This is a genomic window from Mesorhizobium sp. B4-1-1, assembly GCF_006439375.1.
Lineage (GTDB): Bacteria > Pseudomonadota > Alphaproteobacteria > Rhizobiales > Rhizobiaceae > Mesorhizobium.
The window spans coordinates 282,684-299,571 of record NZ_VFTH01000001.1 but is presented as its reverse complement, the minus strand read 5'-3'; the positions used below and the strand labels follow the sequence as shown (position 1 = coordinate 299,571).

General features: G+C 63.9%; 13 protein-coding genes. 9 read left to right on the top strand and 4 right to left on the bottom strand.

The annotated features are described in order from the left end of the window. Positions 1–88: 88 nt before the first annotated feature. On the top strand, positions 89–1,267 hold the full coding sequence (locus FJW10_RS01490) for a M24 family metallopeptidase (RefSeq protein ID WP_140897863.1): 1,179 nt from the start codon (positions 89–91) through the stop codon (positions 1,265–1,267). Next, positions 1,254–2,480 (top strand): amidohydrolase, encoded by a 1,227-nt coding sequence (locus FJW10_RS01485; RefSeq protein ID WP_140897861.1) that lies wholly within the window; start codon positions 1,254–1,256, stop codon positions 2,478–2,480. The genes FJW10_RS01490 and FJW10_RS01485 overlap by 14 nt, the downstream gene beginning before the upstream one ends. A 17-nt stretch (positions 2,481–2,497) precedes the next feature. Here the strand turns inward: FJW10_RS01485 and FJW10_RS01480 are convergent, their stop codons facing one another. Together FJW10_RS01480 and FJW10_RS01475 are read right to left on the bottom strand one after the other, a co-directional pair. Further along, on the bottom strand, positions 2,498–3,778 hold the full coding sequence (locus FJW10_RS01480; protein ID WP_140897859.1) for a M23 family metallopeptidase: 1,281 nt from the start codon (positions 3,776–3,778) through the stop codon (positions 2,498–2,500). A 171-nt stretch (positions 3,779–3,949) separates the two neighbouring features. Further along, positions 3,950–4,417, bottom strand: coding sequence for a peroxiredoxin (locus FJW10_RS01475; protein WP_140897845.1), 468 nt, complete (start codon positions 4,415–4,417; stop codon positions 3,950–3,952). 95 nt (positions 4,418–4,512) lie between these two features. Between FJW10_RS01475 and FJW10_RS01470 the strand changes: the two genes are divergently transcribed. Beyond that, positions 4,513–7,941, top strand: coding sequence for a DUF3971 domain-containing protein (locus tag FJW10_RS01470; protein WP_140897843.1), 3,429 nt, complete (start codon positions 4,513–4,515; stop codon positions 7,939–7,941). 11 nt (positions 7,942–7,952) lie between these two features. Here FJW10_RS01470 and tyrS read toward each other — a convergent pair whose 3' ends face one another. Next, positions 7,953–9,206: a tyrosine--tRNA ligase gene (gene tyrS, locus FJW10_RS01465; protein ID WP_140897841.1), complete on the bottom strand. Its 1,254-nt coding sequence runs from the start codon at positions 9,204–9,206 to the stop codon at positions 7,953–7,955. Positions 9,207–9,430: 224 nt separating this feature from the next. On the opposite strand from tyrS, the gene FJW10_RS01460 reads away from it, so the two are divergent. Both FJW10_RS01460 and FJW10_RS01455 read left to right on the top strand, forming a co-directional pair. Beyond that, the gene (locus tag FJW10_RS01460; RefSeq protein ID WP_140897839.1) at positions 9,431–11,074 is read left to right on the top strand and encodes a glycosyltransferase family 39 protein; all 1,644 of its coding nucleotides are present in this window, start codon (positions 9,431–9,433) and stop codon (positions 11,072–11,074) included. A gap of 46 nt (positions 11,075–11,120) precedes the next feature. Then, positions 11,121–11,960, top strand: coding sequence for a phosphatase PAP2 family protein (locus FJW10_RS01455; protein ID WP_140897837.1), 840 nt, complete (start codon positions 11,121–11,123; stop codon positions 11,958–11,960). 40 nt (positions 11,961–12,000) lie between these two features. On the opposite strand, the gene FJW10_RS01450 is transcribed toward FJW10_RS01455, so the two are convergent. Next, a complete protein-coding gene (locus FJW10_RS01450) occupies positions 12,001–12,675 on the bottom strand; it encodes an alpha/beta hydrolase (RefSeq protein WP_140830407.1) in 675 nt (224 codons plus the stop codon). Between the two features lie 262 nt (positions 12,676–12,937). On the opposite strand from FJW10_RS01450, the gene FJW10_RS01445 reads away from it, so the two are divergent. From FJW10_RS01445 to sufC, 4 genes are all read left to right on the top strand, one after another. Further along, positions 12,938–14,098, top strand: a complete 1,161-nt coding sequence (locus tag FJW10_RS01445) for a cysteine desulfurase family protein (protein ID WP_140897835.1) — start codon at positions 12,938–12,940, stop codon at positions 14,096–14,098. A 240-nt stretch (positions 14,099–14,338) separates the two neighbouring features. Continuing rightward, positions 14,339–15,862, top strand: a complete 1,524-nt coding sequence (gene sufB / locus FJW10_RS01440) for a Fe-S cluster assembly protein SufB (protein WP_140830403.1) — start codon at positions 14,339–14,341, stop codon at positions 15,860–15,862. Between the two features lie 17 nt (positions 15,863–15,879). Next, the gene (locus FJW10_RS01435) at positions 15,880–16,098 is read left to right on the top strand and encodes a hypothetical protein (protein WP_140897833.1); all 219 of its coding nucleotides are present in this window, start codon (positions 15,880–15,882) and stop codon (positions 16,096–16,098) included. 33 nt (positions 16,099–16,131) lie between these two features. Continuing rightward, positions 16,132–16,887 carry a Fe-S cluster assembly ATPase SufC gene (gene sufC, locus FJW10_RS01430; protein ID WP_140830399.1) on the top strand — a complete coding sequence of 252 codons (756 nt, stop codon included), beginning with the start codon at positions 16,132–16,134 and terminating at the stop codon, positions 16,885–16,887. Position 16,888 lies beyond the last annotated feature (1 nt).

The window sequence follows — 16,888 nt, the reverse complement described above, 5'->3', positions numbered from 1 at the left end:
ATTGCCGGCCGCCAAAACCACCGCGATGGTGGGCGGCAGGGGAAGCCGCGGCTCGTCCCCGACCAGGTCGATCCGGTGAGGAGAAAAGATGATTGAACTGCCTTTTGCCCGCGAAGAGTACCAGCGGCGGCTCGCAAGAATCCGCGCCGAGATGGCAAAGCGCGGCATCGAACTCCTGATCGTCAACGACGTCGCCAACCAGCATTACATCACCGGCTATGACGGCTGGTCGTTCTACACGCCCCAGGTGGTGCTCGTGCCGATCGAGGACGCGGAGCCTGTCTGGATCGGCCGCGCCATGGATGCGGCCGGCGGCTTGCTGACGGCCTGGATGAAGCCGGAAAACGTGGTCGGCTTTCCGGAGGACCATGTCCAGCGCGCCGATCGGCATCCCATGGACTGGATCGCGGCGTGGATCGTCGCCAAGGGCTGGGGCAGCCGTCCCATCGGCATCGAGCTCGAAGCCTATTACTTTTCGCCCAAGGCGCATGCGCGGCTCGTTGCCGGATTGCCCAATGCGAAATGGCACGACGCCGACCTGCTTGTGAACTGGATCCGCGCGGTGAAGTCGGCGCCTGAAGTCGCTTATCTGCGCAGGGCCTCGACGCTCGCCGAAGCTGCGGTCGCGCGCGCGTTCGACATTATTGGCCCGGGTGTGCGCGAATGCGACGCGATCGCGGCCATCCAGGCGGCGCAAATCGCCGGCAGTCCCGATTTTGCCGGCGATATCACGGCGCTGCCGCCGACGATCCTCGGCGGCGAAAACGCTTCCGCGCCGCACATCATGTGGAGCGATCGACGGTTCGGAAAGGACGAAACGATCGCGCTCGAGCTAGCCGGCGTCTGCCGCCGCTATGCCGCCGGGCTCGCCAGGACGATGCAGCTTGGCAAGACGCCGACCCGCGTCGCGGACACGGCAAAGGCTGTGATCGAGGGCATGGATGCGGTGCTCGATACGGTCCGGCCGGGCACGACCGCCGAAGCGGTCGAAGCTGCCTGGCGCAAGGTCATAGAGCACTACGGGCTGAAGAAGGAGTCGCGCATCGGCTACTCTATCGGCGTTGCCTATCCGCCGGACTGGGGCGAGCATACGATCAGCCTGCGGCCCGGCGACAAGACGGTGCTTCAACCCGGCAACGTCGTTCACTCCATCCTGGGCATGTGGATGGACGGCTGGGGCATCGAGATCAGCGAGACCATTCTGGTGACCGATACCGGTAACGAGACGCTGACGAAGTTCCCGCGGGATATCCATGTCAAAGCCTGACCGACCGGCCGGCGCGAGCGATCCCGCGGCCGACATCGATGCCGGAATTCTCGATCGGATGATCGACATCCGCCGCCATCTGCATCGCCATCCGGAGCTTTCGAACCGCGAGGCGGGCACGCAACGCTATCTGCGCGAGATGCTCGAGAGCGAAGGCATCGCCGAGATCCGCGACGTTGCCGGCTACGGTCTTGCCGTCGATATCGTCGGCGCCGGACGGCCGTCCAACCGCAAGCTCGCCATTCGCGCCGACATAGACGCCTTGCCGATCGAAGAGGAATCCGGCGTCGATTATGCGTCGGAAAATCCGGGCGTGATGCATGCCTGCGGCCACGACGCCCATGCCGCGATGGGCTTTGCGGTGGCAGCGCATCTGCATCGCTCACGCGAAAGTTTCGGCGGGACCGTTCGGCTCATCTTCCAGCCGGCCGAGGAAGACGAGCCGTCAGGGGGCAAGCGGGTGGTGGAGGAGGGACTTCTCGACGACGTCGACGCGGCGATCTGCGTCCACGTCGATCCGTACACGCTTTCCGGCAAGGTCGCCGTCGGCTCCGGGCCGTACACTCTGGCATGCGACACGTTCGATGTGCTGGTCACCGGCTCGGCGGCGCATGCGGCAAAACCCTATGAAGGTGTCGACGCGCTGACTGTCGCCTGCTCCATGGTGAGCGAGCTGCAGAAGATCGTTTCGCGCGAGACCGATCCCTATGATCCCCTGGTCATTTCGGTGACCGCCATCAATGGCGGCAATGCCTACAACGTGACCGCCGGCAAGGTTGCGTTCAAAGGCACAATACGCAGCGGCAACGACGCCACTCGCGAGCGTGCCGGGCGCCGGCTTCGCGAGGTTCTGGAGGGAATAGCGGCAAGCCACGGCGCGGGCGTGCAAGTGGACATCCATCGAGGCGAACCCGGCGTCGTCAACGATACAGAGATGGCCGAACTGATCCTTGCCAGCGCCAAGGCCAGCATCGGCGCGGACAATGCCCTGAACATGCCTGGGTGGAGCATTGCCGACGATTTTGCGTATTACAGCGAGAAACGTCCGTCGGTCTATTTCCGGCTCGGCATCCGCAATGAAGCGGCCGGGTCGGTCTATCCGCTTCACCATTCCAGGTTTCGCGTCGACGAGGCCGCGTTGAAGAACGGCGTCCTTACGTTGGTTTCCGCGGCAACGATGTACCTGGCCGGGCAGGAGAATCCTGGCGTCTAGCGAGGACCGCCAATCTGTCAGAGGTACTGCGCGACCTTCTTGCCGACAGTCAGGAAGCGCAGCGGGTCGACCGCCTCGCCGTCGTGACGCACTTCGTAGTGCAGGTGCGGGCCTGTCGAGCGGCCGCTGCTGCCGGTCTTGCCGATGACCTCGCCGGCGGCGAGCTTCTGGCCGACGCTGACATCGATCTCGCTCAAATGCCCGTAGCGTGTGGCAAAGCCGTTACCGTGGTCGACCTCGACCATGCGGCCGTAGCCACCGGCCCAGCCGGCCCTGGTGACGGTGCCGGCGGCCGTGACCTTGGCCGGCATGCCGACCGGCGCCCTGAAATCCATTCCCGTATGCAAGGCGGCGCTGCCAAGGATCGGGTCGGTGCGCACACCGAACGGGCTGGTCACCGTATGGCCCGGAGCGGGGTTGGCGAGCGGCAGCTTGCGCGCCTCCTTCTTGACCCCGTCGAGCGCATCGAGTGCCTCGTCCAGTTCCTTGACCTTGCTGTCGAAAACCATCGAGGGATCAATCGGAACCAGTGGGCCGCCGACGTCGCTCTTGTCCAACTCGCCGTCGACCGGCAGGCCCGCCGCTTCCAGCGCCTGGGCGATGGCGTCGGCATTCTTGTAGGCGTTGTCGGCAAGCGTGGTGATGCGCGAAAGCTGCTGGCTCTCGATGGCCTTCAGCGACGTATTGATCGAAACGAACAGCTTGTCGGCGCGATCGGCGGCCGTTTCGCCGTCAAGCGGGTCCGACCTTGTCGACCAGAGCGAGAAGGGCCTTGTATCGCCGGCGCTCAAGGATGCGACGGAATAGGTCGGCGCCTGCGAAAGGCTGCCGGTGACCTCTGCGTGTTCATCGGGATTGGGCGCCGCGGCACCTGCCGCCGGTGCGTCGCCGACCTCGTTCTCGGCGCGCTCGAGGATCGGCCCAAGCCGTCCATGCCGCTCGCTGAGCTGGGTCTGCCTGGCCAGCAGCTCGCTGACCTTGGTCTCCATCAGTTGCTGATCGAGAAGCTGGCGGCTGGTGATGCGGTCGACCTGGGCGCGAAGGGCCGAGATACGGTCCTCATAGGCCTGCTGCATGCGCGCCTGTCTTGCCGTCGTGGCGCCGATCAGATCGTCGCGCAATACCAGATAGGAAGTCGCGAGCAAATAGCCGATGGCGACCGCCGCCACGGCCGAGCCGATGAAGGCGGCGAGCCAGGGGCGGATGGTGAAATGCCTTATCTCGTTGCCCCGGGCGATGATGACCGTGTGCGGTTCCTTACGCCTGCCGAAGACAGCTGACTGACCGGTTGATTTCACGGGACCAAGCTTTCGTTACGGGACCAACGAACAAGCCTGATTACACGTTATTAGGGTTAACAAAGTTTTGCCGGCCGCAGCGTCAAAAGCAACCATTTCGCGCAGCGCGGGTGAGGGGTTGCAATGGCGGCGGCCAGCCGGCGACGCCGCGAAAGCCGTGCGCGCCTGCTTTTAGAGCGTGCGTACGGCCTCAAGCACCTCTTCGGCGTGGCCTTTGACGCGAACCTTGCGCCAGACGCGGGCGATTCGCCCATCCTTGCCGATGAGGAAGGTGGCGCGCTCGACACCCATATATTTGCGCCCGTACATCGTCTTCTCGACCCACAACCGATAGGCCTCGATCACTTTGCGCTCCTCGTCGGCGATGAGATCGACGGTGAGATCATACTTCGCCTTGAATTTGTCGTGTTTCTTCACGCTATCGGGCGACAGCCCGATCACCACGGCACCAGCCTTCTCGAACTCCGGCTTCAACTGCGAGAAGCTGATGGCCTCGGCGGTGCAACCTGTGGTGTCGTCCTGCGGATAGAAGTAGAGTACAACCGGCTTACCCCGGAGCGCGGCGAGGCTGAAAGAGCCGCCGCCGTCACGCGGAAGATCGAACTGCGGCGCTGCGTCGCCCACGTCGAGATCAGCCATATCGATGCCCTTGTTTGCGGTTACGCGCGGGAAATCATCGATATAACGTGAAGCGGGGATTCGTCCACGACGAGTTCGTCACAACGGAATATTGCTTGGATCAGGAAGAACCGCAGCACGAGAAGATCAGGTTCAGGCGTGACGAGATCACTGACCTGGCGAGGCTTCCGTCCGCGTGCACCGTGCCGCCGCTCGGCCGGGCAGCCGTGCGGCGCCGTTTCCGTATATTCGGTCGCGTGTTTGCCGGGCTTTGCGCGCTCGTGCTTCTGGCGGCGGCGGGCGTCTATGTCCTCGGCGCCTCCGGTATCGGCACGGAGCGCCTCCGGACCGAGGCGGAGACCGCCATCGAGAAGCTGGCCGGCGTCGATGTCCACGTCGTCGTCGGCGCGGCGCGACTGACGCTCGACGGGTCGAGCTTCGTCGCCCTGCAGGTGAACGATGTCAGCCTGAAGACGGCCGACGGCAAGCCGATGGCCGATATCGGGCGCGTGCGTTTCGGCATGCGCCTGCTGCCGCTGCTTTCCGGCGATGTCAGGCTGACCAGCGCCAGATTTTCCGACGCCCACATCGTGGTGGCCGCCATGCCCTCCGGCGGCGGCGACTGGATGGCGGCGCTGCGCAACGAGGACGGCCTTGTCGACCCGGAGAAAGTCTCGGCGGCGGTGTTTTCAGGCGTCAATGACGCGCTGGATGCCGTGCGTGAGGACTCTATGCGCCAGATCGATCTGCGTAATGTCGAGTTCGAACTGCCCGACACCGGGCTGGTCAATCGCGTGACCGTCGCCTCGGCGACCGTCGCTCAGACCGGGACGGGAAGCATGCAGGCCTCCTACGATGCCGATGTCGATGGCCGGCACGCGACCTTGACCGCCTCGGCGACGCGTGATGCGACGGCAAGGCGTATTTCGTCGCTGAACGCCAACCTCGAGATAGAAGGCGCCCCCGGCGAGGGTAGTTCGACCGAAGCCGCCCCGGCGGCCGATGGCGCCAGACTGGGTTCGATCGCGTTGAAGCTTTCCGGCTCGGAAGCGTCGGGCGACAGCCCATCGCGCCTAGCGGCTTCGCTCTCGCTCAACGGTTCGGTGCTCGACCTGGACGAACGCGGGCTGCTGCCGACCGATGTCGATGCCGATGCCTCGCTGGTGGCCGGTTCGAACAAGATCTCGGTCGATCGGCTGCGAATCAGGAGCGGCCGCTCCAGCTTCGACCTTGCCGGATCGATCGGGCCGAAGCCGGCAGTGGCGGGGGAGGAGCCCGCCTACCGCTATGACCTCACCAGCGACGGTTCGACGCTGGCGCCTTCGGAATCGCCGGAACCGGCGCTTCAGTTCCTGGCCCGCATCGCCGGAGTCTACCAGCCGAAGAGCCGCAAGCTCGTCGCCGAGCAGATCGGCGTGCGCTCCGGCGGATCGGGCGAGGTGCTGGGCGCGGCCACCGTCGCCTTCATCGACAACGGCCCGCCAGGCGTGTCGCTGTCGCTCAACGTGCACGACATGCCGGTCTCGCATGTCAAGCAATTATGGCCGTGGTTCTCGGCCCGCAATGCGCGGCTTTGGGTGTTGGGGAATCTGTTCGGCGGCACGGTGACCGACGCCAATCTGCAGTTCCAGGTCGTGCCGGGGCGCCTAGGCAACGGCGTGCCGCTCACCGGCGACGAAGTGTTCGGCCGTTTCCAGATCGAGGGATCGCGCTTCGATACCGCCGGGCGCATCCCGCCGGTCCGCGACGCCGTCGGCGTCGTTGCGTTCCACGGCAACGATGTCGACATCACGCTCTCCTCGGGCAGCGTCTATATGCCGAGCGGCCGCACCGTGGCGGCAAGCGGCGGCACATTGACGATCAAGAACGCGAACCTGCCGATGGTGGTCGGCAAGCTCGACATCGACGTCGCGGGCGAGGCGCCGGCGATCGCCGAACTCGCCTCCTACGAGCCGATCAATGCCATGCGCCATGTCGGACTGGCGCCGGAAGACCTGTCCGGCACCCTCACCGGCCACGTCAGGGCGGACATTCCCCTGACAAGGGGCATGGACACCTCGACGCTCGATTGGCTGGTTTCGCTCGACTATCAAAACTTGTCGCTGGCCAAGCCGTTCGAGGACCAGACGGTGACCGACGCCTATGGCTCAATCACCGTCGGGCCAAAGCAGGCGGTGATTTCCGCCGAGGCCAAGCTCAACGGCATTCCGGCCGAACTCGATCTGATCGAGCCGCTTGCCGACGACGGGCCGGCGCGAAGACGCAAGGTTACGCTGGTCCTCGACGACAAGACGCGCAACGCCAGCATGCCCGGCCTGTCGGACCTGCTTTCGGGAACCATCAAGGTGGCGATCGACAAGAGCGGCGAGGGCGCCCAGCAAGTTTCGGCGGATCTGACCAACGCCAGGCTCGACATTCCCTGGGCAGGCTGGAGCAAGGGCGCCGGCATTCCCGCCAAGGTCGTTTTCGACATGGCGAAGTCCGGCAGCACCACCACATTGACGGATTTCGATCTCGGCGGAAAAAGCTTCTCGATCGATGGCAATGTGACGCTGGTCAACGGCTCGCTGTCCGCGGCCCGCTTCAGCAAAGTCGCGTTGAACAGAGGCGACGACGTTGCCGTTTCGGTCAGGCGTTCCGGCAAGAGCTACGCTGTCGATGTCAGCGGCGCGTCGCTCGACGCCCGCTCGCTGATCAAGCAGTTTACCTCGGATGTCGATACCGCCACGAAGGGCGCCGGCAACGGTGCGATCTCGGTGAGCGCCGATGTGGCATCGCTGACCGGTTTCCATGACGAAGTGCTCTCCAACCTCAAGCTCGAATACAGCGCCGCCGGATCGCGCGTGAACGGGCTCAACGTCACGGCCGCGGCAAGCTCAGGCGCCGCGATCGCGATCAACAACACCACCAGCGAGGGCGGCCGCTCGCTCAGGGTCAAGTCGGCCGATGCCGGCGCGATCCTGCGTTTCCTCAACGTTTACGAGCACATGGAAGGCGGCGCGATCACGCTGTCGCTCTCGGGCGCTGGCGACGGGCCGATGAAGGGGCAGGTGGATGCCAGCAACTTCTATGTGGTCAACGAGCCCAAGCTGGCTTCGATCGTGTCGACAACGCCGGCCGGCGATACACGCAGCCTGAACGAAGCCGTCAAAGGCAAAATCGATACATCAAGGGTGCAGTTCGAGCGCGGCTTTGCCGAGATCGACAAGGGGTCCGGCTATCTGAAACTGGCGAACGGCCTGCTGCGCGGCCCGCGCATCGGCACGACCTTCCAGGGCACGCTCTACGACCCGAACAACAACATGGACATGACCGGCACCTTCATGCCGGTTTATGGCCTCAACCGCATCTTTGGCGAATTGCCGCTGTTCGGGCCATTGCTCGGCAACGGGCGCGACCGCGGCCTGATCGGCGTCACCTACCGGCTGCGCGGCAACGCCAACAAGCCGACGCTCAACATCAACCCGCTATCGGTGGTGGCGCCAGGCATATTCCGTTCGATCTTCGAGTACAGGCAACAACAACCATCCCAAAATGCGCGGTAAGGTGCGGCCGGTCAGACCGGCCGCACCAGCACGTGCTTCTTCTTGCCGAGCGAAAGTTTCACGACACCTTCCGGACCGAGATCCTGAAGCGTGACGACGCGCCGGTCGTCGGTCAGGGCCTGGTCGTTGATGCGCACGGCGCCGCCCTGGATATGCCGGCGCGCTTCGCCGTTCGAGCCGGCCAGCCCGGCGCTCACGAACAGCGCCAGGATGCCAATCCCGGCCTCGAGGTCCGATTTGGCTACCTCGACGCTGGGCAGCGTGTCGGCGAGCGCGCCTTCCTCGAAGGTCTTGCGCGCCGTCTCGCTCGCGGTCTCGGCCGCGTCGCGGCCGTGCAGCATGGCGGTGATCTCGGTGGCGAGGATTTTCTTCGCCTCGTTGATCTCCGAGCCGCCGAGCTTCGCCAGCCGCGCGACCTCGTCGAGGGGCAGCGTGGTGTAGAGCTTCAGGAAGCGCCCGACATCGGCGTCCTCGGTGTTGCGCCAATATTGCCAGAACTCGTAGGGGCTCAGCATGTCGCCGTCGAGCCAGATCGCGCCGGAAGCCGACTTGCCCATCTTGGCGCCGGATGAGGTGGTGAGCAGCGGGGTGGTCATGGCGAAGAGCTGCACACCCTCCATGCGGTGGCCGAGGTCGATGCCGTTGACGATGTTGCCCCACTGGTCCGAGCCGCCCATCTGCAGCCGGCAGCCGACGCGCTTGTAGAGCTCGACGAAGTCATAGGCCTGCAGGATCATGTAGTTGAATTCGAGGAAAGACAGCGACTGCTCGCGGTCGAGCCTGAGTTTTACGCTATCGAAGGCGAGCATGCGGTTGACGGAAAAATGCCGGCCGACATCGCGCAGGAAGCTGACGTAGTTGATCTGCATCAGCCAGTCGGCGTTGTTGACCATGACCGCGTCGCCCGGGCCGTTGCCGAACTTCAGGTAAGGCGCGAAGTTGCGGCGGATGCCGACGAGGTTGTCATCGATGTCCTGCGGGGTCAAAAGCTTGCGCGCCTCGTCCTTGAAGGACGGGTCGCCGATCATCGAGGTGCCGCCGCCCATCAGCGCGATCGGCCGGTGGCCGGTCTGCTGCAGCCAGTGCAGCATCATGATCTGGATCAGCGATCCTGCATGCAGGCTTTTGGCGGTGGCGTCGAAGCCGATATAAGCGCTCACCGTTTCCTTGGCGAAAAGCTGGTCGAGGGCGGATTCATCCGAAATCTGGTGGATGAAGCCGCGCTCGCTCATGATGCGCAGGAAATCGGATTTGAAGGCGGACATTTTTTCTTCCTGGAGATCGCCGGGCGCTTGGCCATGCTTGATATGAAGGCGCGCGTTTAGCATCCAACCGCGGACAGAAAAAGTGGAATCCGGTTTTGCGTCCGATCGAGCGCGGCGCCGCCATCCTTGCTTCACCCTTTTCGCTGGCGTAATGAAGCGCCGCGCAAAGACAAGCGCGCCGCGACGGGGCCATCCCGCAGTTTCAGATCGGAAAAGCTCCCGCGATGAACAGGAACTACCTCTTCCTCTTTCTGTTCAGCATCGTCATGACCGTCAGTGGGCTGGCCAGCCTGCCGCCGGTGGATCGCGATGAATCCCGCTTCGTCCAGGCGACCAAGCAGATGGTCGAGACGGGCGACTACGTCGATATCCGCCTGCAGGACGTCACGCGCTACAAGAAACCGATCGGCATCTACTGGCTGCAGTCGGCGGCGGTCGCGTTGAGCGGCGAGGGGGCCGCGGCGCCGATCTGGGTCTATCGTCTGGTCTCGATGCTGGGCATCGCGCTGGCCGTCGTCGGCGTCGGTTGGACCGGGACAAAGCTCTTCGGCGCCAATGCCGGGCTGGCCGCCGGCCTGATGATGGCAGCGATCTTCGCCACCGCCTTCGAAGGGCGCGACGCCAAGACCGACGCGATGCTGCTTGCTTGCTGCGTGGCGGCGCAAGGCGCGCTGGCACAGGTCTATTGGGCGGCAAAGCGCAACGAGCCGGTACCCGGGCATCTGCCCTGGATCTTCTGGATCGCGCAGGGGTTGGGCATCCTCATCAAGGGACCTGTCTCGCCACTGCTATCCCTGCTCACGGCCGCGGCGCTCATTGCCTTCGACCGCGACTGGCGCTGGCTGCTCAAGATGAAGCTGGTGCGCGGCGTCCTGATCGTGCTCGTGATCGTGCTGCCATGGCTCGTCCTCATCAGTTGGAAGAGCGGCGGTGCCTTCTTCCAGGAAGCGGTCGGCAAGGACATGCTGAACAAGGTGGCGCAGGGCGAGGAATCGCACGGGCTGCCGCCCGGCTTCTACATGCTGACCTATTCGCTGTTCATGTGGCCCTTCGGGCTGATCGCGGTCGGCGCCGGGCTGCAGGCCATCAACCGTTTTTGGGACGATCCGCGCCTGCGCTTCTGCCTCGCCTGGTACATTCCGTTCTGGCTGGTGTTCGAGGCGATCCCGACCAAGCTGCCGCACTATGTGATGCCGGCTTATCCGGGCATGGCGCTTTTGATCGGATGGCTGCTCACCTTGCCGGCGGACCAGGCCAATGCGCCGCTCAAGCGCTGGCAGACATGGCTTTGGTGGGCGACCGCCTTCGGCCTTGCCGTTGTGGCGATCGGCCTTGCCGTGGTCTGCGTCGGCGCGCCGCTTTATCTCACCAAGACCTTCTCCTGGTGGAGCATTCCGGCGGCGATCGCCGCTCTGGTCACCGGCTATCTGGCCTTCCCGCGGCAATTGCAGGTGCCGCTTGGCCGCATCGCCGCGATCGCGGTCGGCGCCGGCATCACCTTCAGCCTGCTGTTCGGCGTCATTGCACCGTCGCTGAAACCGATCTGGCTCAGCCCCGCCGTCAAAGCCGCCGTCGACGCCAACCGTCCTTGCGACACCTCCGTGCTTGCCTCGGCGAAATTCCAGGAGCCGAGCCTGGTTTTCCTGGTCGGCACCAAGACCGTGCTGACCGACGTCGAGGGGGTGGCGCGGCATCTGCTGGCCGATCCATCCTGCGCGCTTGGGCTGGCGCCGATCAAGGACGAGCAGAAGCTTGCCGATGTGCTGACCGCCCAAGGCAAGTCGGCGAAGCGGCTGACCGAGATCGTCGGCATCAACTATTCGTCAGGAGACAGACTGTCGCTCGGGCTTTATCGGGTGGCGCCGTGAACAATAGCGTCGGACATCGAATGTCCCTATGAGCACGCGCTAAACCATGTCCGCTTTGCCCCTTGCCCTTTACCGCCGCTCGGTCGGCAATTTCCGCGACACGATGTCGATCGTGAAACGACGCTTTGCCATGCGCCCGACGCGTTATCCGCGAATTTTGTGGGGTGTCTGGCTGCTGGCCTGGCTGCTGCTCATCGTGGCGGTTTTCCTGCGCCTTGACGCCAGCGCCGGCGAGATGCGCGGCGAATGGTCACCCGGCTTCGTGCGCTTCACCGATTTCTTCACGCAATTCGGCCTGGGCGGCTGGTATCTCATTCCGGCGGCGCTCTGCCTCGTCGCCGCCAACCTGACGGACTGGCGTGGCCTGTCGAGGGACGGGCGGATGCTTGTCTATAACTGGACCTGTTTCGCCTTCCTGGTGCTTTGCGCGGTCGGCCTGTCCGGCCTTGCCGTCAACGTGCTGAAATACGGCATCGGCCGGGCCCGGCCGCTTTACTTCGACAGTTTCGGCGTGCTGTCGCTGCATCCGTTCGCCATGGACGCGCGCTTTGCCGGCTTTCCGTCCGGCCATGCCACGACGATGGGCGCGGTGTTCGGTATCCTGTTGCTGCTGTTCCCGCGGCGCTGGACTATCGCGCTGGCGGTCACGGCCTGCATCGCCTCGACCCGCGTCTTCGTCGGCGCGCATTATCCAAGCGACACGGTTGCGGGTTTCGGCCTCGGGCTGGCGTTTGCGGTGGTCTCGGGCCTGGTGTTCGCCCGGCTCGGCTTCATCTTCGGCCAGACGAGCTCGAAGCTGCCCGTGCGCAAGCGCACATTTCGGCTGAAGCCGTCCAACGCGCCAAGAGGCGGGATTTCAACGGCAGGCCCGGTCAAGGCCAACTGACCGAACCCAGACCCAAAAGCCTGGGCTGGCAATGTTTCGCCTAGCGCAGGCGCTTCGGCCTCGGATCGGCCAACTCGCCCGCCAGTCGCCGGTCGAGATAGTCGGAACATTCCTGAATAAGCAGTTCGGAATCGTTGGCGAAGAAGTGGTTGGCGCCGGGAATCGTCTTCTGCGTGATGGTGATGCCCTTCTGGGTGTGCAGCTTGTCGACCAGCCCCTGCACGTCCTTCGGCGGCGCCACCTTGTCGGCATCGCCATGGATGATGAGGCCGGACGACGGGCAGGGCGCCAGGAACGAGAAATCATAAGTGTTGGGCTGCGGCGCGACCGAGATGAAACCTTCGATTTCCGGACGGCGCATCAAAAGCTGCATGCCGATCCACGATCCGAAGGAATAGCCGGCCACCCAGCAGCTCTTGGAATCCGGATGCAGCGACTGCACCCAGTCGAGCGCGGCGGCGGCGTCCGACAATTCGCCGGTGCCATGGTCGAACTCGCCTTGGCTGCGGCCGATGCCGCGGAAATTGAAGCGCAGCGTGGTGAAATCGCGCTTCTGGAACATGTAGAAGAGGTCGTAGACGATCTTGTTGTTCATCGTGCCGCCGAACTGCGGGTGGGGGTGAAGCACGATGGCGATCGGGGCGCTCTTTTCCTTCGAGGGCTGATAGCGTCCCTCCAGGCGACCGGCCGGACCGGCGAAAATGACCTCAGGCATAAAATACTCCACGTGGCATATGAATGCGCTAGCCCGGAACTCTTCTGGCCTCTCCCGAGGCCCCACACCTTCTGTGGCCTTGACGCCGGGCGAGCGTCTTCCTAGAAGCTAGTTTAGAATTGTTCAAAACTGGGAGGCCGAAACCCGATGGTTCGGCCGCCCGCGCCGCAAGCCGCGTAAATAGGACGGCTTGCCTTGCAATTTCAAGGAAATAACGCGCTATCCTCGCGGGATAGTTGGCGAAAGGACGAACCGAGCGAAAATGGCCGCAACCCGCGCCTATCTCGACTACAATGCCAGCGCGCCGCTCCTTGCGGAAGCGCGCGCGGCAATGGTCGCCGCGCTCGATGCCGCCAACCCCTCATCGGTCCACACCGAGGGCCGCGCCTCGCGCGGGCTGGTCGAGGACGCGCGCCGCGACATGGCGCGGCTGGCCAATGCCAGGCCCGAGCATGTCGTCTTCACCTCCGGCGCCACCGAAGCCGCCTCGACGCTGCTTACGCCCGACTGGCAGATGGGGCGCGGCGCGATCCGCATGAGCCACCTCTATGTCTCGGCGGCCGACCATCCCTGCATCCTGAATGGCGGGCGGTTTTCGCCGGCGCAAGTGACGAAGATCGGCGTCGACCGGAACGGCATTGCCGATATCGAGGCGCTTTCTGCCGCGCTTGCCGCGCATGACAAGGCCGCCGGGCTGCCGCTGGTGGCGATCCACGCCGCCAACAACGAGACCGGCGTCGTCCAGCCGGTCGGGCGCATCGGCGAAATCGTCAAGGCCGCCGGCGGCGTGCTGGTTATCGACGCCGTGCAGGCGGGCGGGCGGATTCCACTCGATATGTCAGCCCCTTATGCCGACTACCTGATCCTGTCGTCGCACAAGATCGGTGGGCCCAAGGGCGTCGGTGCGATCGTTGCCGCGTCCGATTTGATGATGCCGCGGCCGCTGATCAATGGCGGCGGCCAGGAGAAGGGCCATCGCGCCGGCACGGAAAACGTCGCCGGGATCGTCGGTTTCGGCGCAGCCGCGCGGGTTGCCCTTGCAGGCCTGGACGATGTCGATGCCGTTTCGCGGCGCCGCGATGAGATTGAAGCCATCGTGACCGAACTGGCGCCGGACGCGGAAATCTTCGGAAATGGCGCTCCCAGGCTTGCCAACACGACATTCTTCGCTATTCCCGGCATCAAGGCCGAGACGGCGCAGATCGCTTTCGATCTCGCCGGCGTCGCGTTGTCGGCGGGCTCGGCCTGCTCGTCGGGAAAAGTCGGGCCAAGCCATGTGCTGAAGGCGATGGGCCAGGGCGACAGCCTGGGCGCGTTGCGGGTCTCGATCGGTCGGGCGACCGGCGCCGAGGATATCGAGGCCTTCCGGACAGCACTGGCCGGCATCGTCGCCCGCCGCGCGGGCAAGGAAGAAGCCGCCTGAGGACGGCGGAGCATCGGAACGAGAAACGCCTTGCGGCGCTCGGATTTCCGCTGCTCGAAAGCGAATTCAGGCTTAAGGGCCTGGTAGAGCCGTGCGTTTTGTCCTGGCCGGGTGAATTTCCGGCCGACACGCACTATATGGAACTTACTCCGCTGCGAGTCCCTCCGTGGGACGCGATTTCGGCGGTGCCATAGTTTGAAAACTGCCGGGCCTTGACCCCGGCGTGGATGGAGAACGCTTATGCCTGCTGTGCAGGAGACGATCGATCGGGTTCGAAAGATCGACGTCGACCAGTATAAATACGGATTCCAGACAGAGATCGAGATGGACAAGGCCCCCAAGGGCCTGAGCGAAGACATCATTCGCTTCATCTCGGCCAAGAAGGACGAGCCGGACTGGATGCTCGAATGGCGTCTGGGGGCCTATCGTCGCTGGCTGACGCTGGAAGAGCCGACCTGGGCGCGCGTCCACTATCCGAAGATCGATTTCCAGGACATCCACTACTACGCCGCGCCGAAGAGCACGCCGGGACCGAAGTCGCTGAGCGAAGTCGATCCCGAATTGCTCAAGGTCTACGAGAAGCTCGGCATCCCGCTCAAGGAGCAGGAGATTCTGGCCGGCGTGCAGAAGACCGCAGCTGTCGACGTGGAAGAAGACGAGATTGGCGACAACGTCTACAAATCCGGGCGCGTCGCGGTCGACGCCGTGTTCGATTCCGTTTCGGTTGTCACCACCTTCAAGAAGGAGCTGGCGCAGGCCGGCGTCATCTTCTGCTCGATCTCGGAAGCGATCCGCGAGCATCCGGAACTGGTCAAGAAGTATCTGGGTTCGGTCGTGCCGACCTCGGACAATTTCTACGCGACGCTGAATTCGGCCGTGTTCACTGACGGCTCGTTCGTCTTCGTGCCCAAGGGCGTTCGCTGCCCGATGGAGCTGTCGACCTATTTCCGCATCAACGAGAAGAACACCGGCCAGTTCGAGCGCACGCTGATCATCGCCGAGGAAGGGGCTTACGTCTCCTATCTCGAAGGCTGCACGGCGCCGCAGCGCGACGAGAACCAGCTGCACGCGGCGGTGGTCGAGCTGATCGCGCTCGACGATGCCGAGATCAAATATTCGACTGTGCAGAACTGGTACCCCGGCGACGCCGAGGGCAAGGGCGGCATCTACAATTTCGTCACCAAGCGCGGCGACTGCCGCGGCGACCGTTCGAAGATATCGTGGACGCAGGTCGAGACCGGCTCGGCCATCACCTGGAAATATCCGAGCTGCATCCTGCGCGGCGACGATTCCAGCGGCGAATTCTATTCGATCGCGGTGTCGAACGGCTACCAGCAGGTCGATAGCGGCACCAAGATGATCCATCTCGGCAAGAACACGTCCAGCCGCATCATCTCCAAGGGCATCGCCGCCGGCTTCTCGCAAAACACCTATCGCGGCCAGGTCTCGGCGCATCGCAAGGCGGCTAATGCGCGCAATTTCACCAATTGCGATTCGCTGCTGATCGGCGACCAGTGCGGCGCGCACACCGTGCCTTACATGGAAGCCAAGAATTCGACGGCGCAGTTCGAGCACGAGGCGACGACGTCGAAAATCTCCGAGGACCAGAAGTTCTACGTCATGCAGCGCGGCATCCCCGAAGAAGAGGCGATCGCGCTGATCGTCAACGGCTTCGTCAAGGACGTCATCCAGCAGCTGCCGATGGAGTTCGCCGTAGAGGCGCAGAAGCTGATCGGCATCAGCCTCGAAGGCAGTGTCGGATGAGCGCAGAGAAATGGTTCATGCCGAAGCGCCTCGGCTATGGCGCGACGCCCGACAACTGGAAGGGCTGGGCCTTCGTAGTCACCTGGATCCTGATTGCTGTTGCGCTGTCGATTGGTCTGATCAATCTCGGTGCCTCGGCCTGGCTGATCGTCCTCATCGTCGTTGCCCTGACGGGCGCAATCATCCCGCTCATCAAGGCCAAGACGGACGGGGACTGGCGCTTGCGTTGGCATTGAATTTGAACGGAATTTTCTTGGAACGGAACGAAAATGCTTGAGATCAAGAACCTTCACGCCCGCATCGTCGACGACGGCACCGAGATCATCCGCGGCCTGAACCTGACGGTCAAAGCCGGCGAGGTCGCCGCCATCATGGGACCGAACGGCTCGGGCAAATCGACGCTGTCCTATATTCTCGCCGGCCGCGAGGACTACGAGGTCACAGAAGGCGACATCCTCTATAACGGCCAGTCGATCCTCGAAATGGATCCGGCCGAGCGCGCTACCGCCGGCATCTTCCTCGCCTTCCAGTATCCGATGGAGATACCGGGCGTCGCGACCATGGAATTCCTGAAAGTGGCGATGAACGAGCAGCGCAAGGCGCGCGGCGAGGAACCGCTGAAAATCCCGGAATTCCTGAAGCGCGTGAAGGACGCCGCCGCCTCGCTCAACATGGACATGGCGATGCTGAAGCGGCCGCTCAATGTCGGCTTCTCCGGCGGCGAGAAGAAGCGCGCCGAGATCCTGCAGATGAAGCTGCTTGAGCCGAAGCTTTGCGTGCTCGACGAGACCGATTCCGGCCTCGACATCGATGCGCTGAAGATCGTCTCGGACGGTGTCAACGCGCTGCGTTCGGCGGACCGCGCCATCGTCGTCATCACCCACTATCAGCGCTTGCTTGAGCACATCGTGCCGGACTCGGTGCACGTGCTCTACAAGGGCCAGGTCATCAAGTCGGGCGACAAGTCGCTGGCGCTCGATCTCGAGGCCAACGGTTATGCCGGCGTGATCGGCGAAGCGGCGTGAG